This window comes from Mycobacterium talmoniae (assembly GCF_001854525.1).
Lineage (GTDB): Bacteria > Actinomycetota > Actinomycetes > Mycobacteriales > Mycobacteriaceae > Mycobacterium > Mycobacterium talmoniae.
In genome coordinates this window covers 1-3653 of sequence record NZ_MLQM01000281.1, presented here as the reverse complement: position 1 = coordinate 3653, position 3653 = coordinate 1, and the positions used below count along the sequence as shown (strand labels likewise).

The 3653-nt window shown below is 69.4% G+C and carries 5 protein-coding genes; 4 read left to right on the top strand and 1 reads right to left on the bottom strand.

Translation table 11 applies throughout. The features are described from left to right. Both BKN37_RS28165 and BKN37_RS26375 read left to right on the top strand, forming a co-directional pair. A partial coding sequence (locus tag BKN37_RS28165; RefSeq protein ID WP_423212844.1) for a PPE family protein, SVP subgroup occupies positions 1 to 179 on the top strand: 179 nt, incomplete at its 5' end. Positions 180 to 314: 135 nt separating this feature from the next. Continuing rightward, positions 315 to 1028, top strand: a complete 714-nt coding sequence (locus BKN37_RS26375) for an oxygen-binding di-iron domain-containing protein (protein WP_071030179.1) — start codon at positions 315 to 317, stop codon at positions 1026 to 1028. A gap of 13 nt (positions 1029 to 1041) precedes the next feature. Here BKN37_RS26375 and BKN37_RS26370 read toward each other — a convergent pair whose 3' ends face one another. Next, positions 1042 to 1815: a phosphotransferase family protein gene (locus BKN37_RS26370; protein ID WP_071030177.1), complete on the bottom strand. Its 774-nt coding sequence runs from the start codon at positions 1813 to 1815 to the stop codon at positions 1042 to 1044. A 287-nt stretch (positions 1816 to 2102) separates the two neighbouring features. Here BKN37_RS26370 and BKN37_RS26365 point away from each other — a divergent pair, with 287 nt between their 5' ends. Continuing rightward, positions 2103 to 2654 (top strand): hypothetical protein, encoded by a 552-nt coding sequence (locus BKN37_RS26365; protein ID WP_071030174.1) that lies wholly within the window; start codon positions 2103 to 2105, stop codon positions 2652 to 2654. A 10-nt stretch (positions 2655 to 2664) separates the two neighbouring features. Beyond that, positions 2665 to 3597 (top strand): LLM class F420-dependent oxidoreductase, encoded by a 933-nt coding sequence (locus tag BKN37_RS26360; RefSeq protein WP_095407223.1) that lies wholly within the window; start codon positions 2665 to 2667, stop codon positions 3595 to 3597. The last annotated feature ends 56 nt before the right edge of the window (positions 3598 to 3653 follow it).

Sequence of the window (3653 nt, the reverse complement as noted above, 5' to 3'; positions counted from 1 at the left end):
CTTCCGGGGCGTCGCCGCTGCCGATCAGCCGCATCACCGCCACCCCGGAGACCGGAGCGGCCGGAAACCTGTTGGGCGGCATGCCGTTAGCGGGCGCCGGCGCCGGCGGCGCAGCGGGTTCCGGTCCGCGCTACGGGTTCCGTCCGACGGTGATGGCCCGACCCCCGTTCGCCGGCTAACCCGTTGGCGTACCGGCCGCGAGCAGGCCCCTGTCGGCCCGCGAGCAGACGCAGATTCGCACGTTGCGACCGCAAATCGTGCGAATCTGCGTCTGCTCGCCACCGGTCCTGCACCATGACCGTATGGGCATCGACCTGCACACCGACGTCGACGAAATCGCCGACGGCATCTACCGATTCTCCACTTGGGTTCCCGGGATCACCGAGCACGGCTTCACGTTCAACCAGTTCCTGCTGACCGGCGAGCAGCCGTTTCTGTTCCATTGCGGACACCGCTGGCTGTTCCCGCAGGTGTCGGAGGCCATCGAGAAGGTCATCCCGCTGAACACGCTGCGCTGGATCTCGTTTGCCCACGTCGAGGCCGACGAGTGCGGGGCGGTGAACCTGCTGCTGGACGCGGCGCCACACGCCGAGGTCATCCACAGCGCGCTGGCCAACGCGTTGTCGCTGACCGACCTGTGCGACCGGCCGCCGGTGGCCGCACCCGACGACGCCGTCCACGACATCGGCGGGCACCGACTGCGGTTTATCGCCACCCCGCACGTGCCACACAACTGGGAAAGCGGCCTGTGGTTTGACGAGACCACCGCCACCCTGCTCGCCGGGGACCTGTTCGAGCACACCGGACGGGTCCCGGCGCTGACCGAAAACGATTGTGTGGCACCGGCGTTGGAATCCGAGGCACTGTTCCACGCGACCGGGCTGACCACCAACCTGGCGCCCACCCTGGAGCGGCTGGCCCAAATGCGGCCGACCACGCTGGCGCTGATGCACGGCTCGTCGTTTACCGGTGACGGCGCCGCCCAGCTGCGCGCCCTGTCCGCCGGTTTCGCCGCGCTGGCCGGTTAACCACACGCCCCGGTCATAGCCGGCTCAGCACACCGCCCACCCCGGTCCGCACCAGCTCGGGTGTTGCGGTGTCCAAGCCGTGGAGCACCTCATGCCAGGGCCCGAGCCGGTGCCACAACAATGCCCCCTCGCGCAGCGCATCGGTGACGCCATAGGCGGTGCCGACGGCGTGCGCGAAGCCCGAGGGAGCACCGTGCAGCGCCCAAGCGAGGTCGAGGGCCCTGTCGCCGATGTGGGCGTCGCCGAAGTCGATGACACCAGTGAGCGAGCGGCCGTCGGTCAGGATGTGCTCCGGGCCAAGGTCCCCGTGCACGACGGTGTCGGTGCGGGCGTCGGAGGCCGATTCCAGCAGGTCGAGCGCCTGCGATTTCCGATCGCCCGGGAGCAGCGGAACAACCTCGGTGCGGAACCGCTCGAGCAGTTCGGCGCGCTCACGCCGCACCTCGGCGGCCGACGCCAGGCCGTGCCGGACAGCGGCGTCTACCGGGGTCGCGTGCAAGGCGCGGAGAAATTCGCCAAGTTGGTGACCGATGAGGCCGACAGCCGGCCGGTTGTTGACCGACGGGTCGAACGGTTCACCGGGGACGAGTTCATGCCGCACCACCAACGGCTCACGCTGCGCGACCCAGGGCACCGGAACCGGCACCGGGAGCCGCGGAGCAAGCCAGCTCATCAGGTGTGTTTCCCGGCGCAGCAGGATCTCCGCTCGCGGGTGGCGGGGCCGTCGCTCGACCCAGCGACCGTCGACGAGCGCCGCGGCGCTATCCCAGCCGCCCGTGAATTCCACGAAGGCATCGTAGAACTCGAGGTGAATGCTGTTCCGCACGAAGATGGCTCGAAGAAACCAGAAGGCCACGACCGGGCGCCGGACCGGAAAACAAATCGTTCGCCGAGCGTGAAGTTAGGTTCACTCTCGAACGCCGGGCGTGAACCCAAATTCACACTCGACGGGCTTCTCCGCATTTGGCCCGTCCGGAGCGCGAACGCACCACACCACGCGCGTCACATTAGTCACTTCCATCACTTTTTGCGTACCCTGGAAGGCCGGTACGGATCGGTGTCAGGGAGCAGCGGGTGCGGGTATCGGATCGGGCAGGGTTGGCCGTGGTCGGCGCGGCGCTGCTGATCGGCGTGTCGCTGCTGGCCGGATGCAGCTCGACCGTGGACGGTCAACCGGTCGCCTCCCCCGGTGCGGGCACCGCCACCGAACCGTCCTTTCCCGCTCCCCGGCCCAGCACGTCGCGGCCCGCGGCGCCGTCGCCGTCCCCGACCGCGCCGGCCGGCGCCATCCCGCTGCCGCCGAACGCCAACGGCTACGTGTTCATCGAGACCAAATCCGGGAAGACCCGCTGCCAGATCGCCAGCGACAACGTCGGCTGCGAGGCGCAGTTCACCAACTCGCCGATCCAAGACGGGGCACACGCCAACGGGGTCAATATCAGCGCCGACGGCGATGTCCAGTGGGTGCTGGGCAATCTCGGCGCCATCCCGACCGTCACCATCGACTACCGCACCTACGATGCGCAGGGCTGGACGATCGCCGCGAACGTCGACGGCACCCGGTTCACCAACAACCGCACCGGCCACGGGATGTTCGTCAGCATCGACAACGTCGAGACGTTCTAACCTGTCCCTCGTGGACTTTCGGGTATTCGTCGAACCGCAGCAGGGTGCCAGCTACGCCGACCAGCTCCGGGTCGCCCAGACCGCGGAGGCGCTGGGCTATTCGGCGTTCTTCCGGTCCGACCACTACGTGGCGATGAGCGGCGACGGGCTGCCCGGCCCCACCGATTCCTGGGTGACGCTGGGCGGGATCGCCCGCGAAACCTCCTCGATTCGGCTGGGCACGCTGGTCAGCTCGGCGACGTTCCGCGGGCCCGGGCCGCTGGCCATTTCGGTCGCCCAGGTCGACGACATGAGCGACGGCCGCGTCGAATTCGGGTTGGGCGCCGGGTGGTTCGAGCGCGAGCATCGGGCCTATGGCATCCCGTTCCCGTCGCTGGGTCAGCGTTTCGACCGGCTGGCCGAACAGCTCGACATCATCACCGGGCTGTGGACCACACCGGCCGGCCGAACCTTCGACTACGCCGGCGACCACTACACGCTGACCGACTCCCCGGCGCTGCCGAAACCGGTGCAGCGCCCGCACCCGCCCATCGTCATCGGCGGCCTGGGCGCGACCCGGACCCCGGCGCTGGCCGCGAAGTTCGCCGCCGAGTTCAATGTGCCGTTCGCGCCGCTCGACGCGGTGCGCACCCAGTTCGGGCGGGTGCAGGCCGCCGTCGCCTCCGCCGGCCGGTCCCCCGGCTCGGTGGTCTTCTCGGCCTCGTTCGTGGTGTGCGCCGGGCGGGACACCGCCGAGATCACCCGGCGCGCCGCAGCCATTGGCCGCGACCTCGACGAGCTGCGGGAGAACTCCCCGCTGGTGGGGACACCGGGAGAGATCGTCGACCGGCTGGGCCCGTTCACCCAGGCCGGCGTGCAGCGGGTGTACCTGCAGGTGCTCGACTTGGCCGACCTCGATCACCTGGAATTGTTCGCCGCCGAGGTGATGCGCCAACTCGTTTGACGGCGACGCCCCGGGCCCGTCGCGCACGCCCGCCCGCTGTAGCCGCTAACATCGGT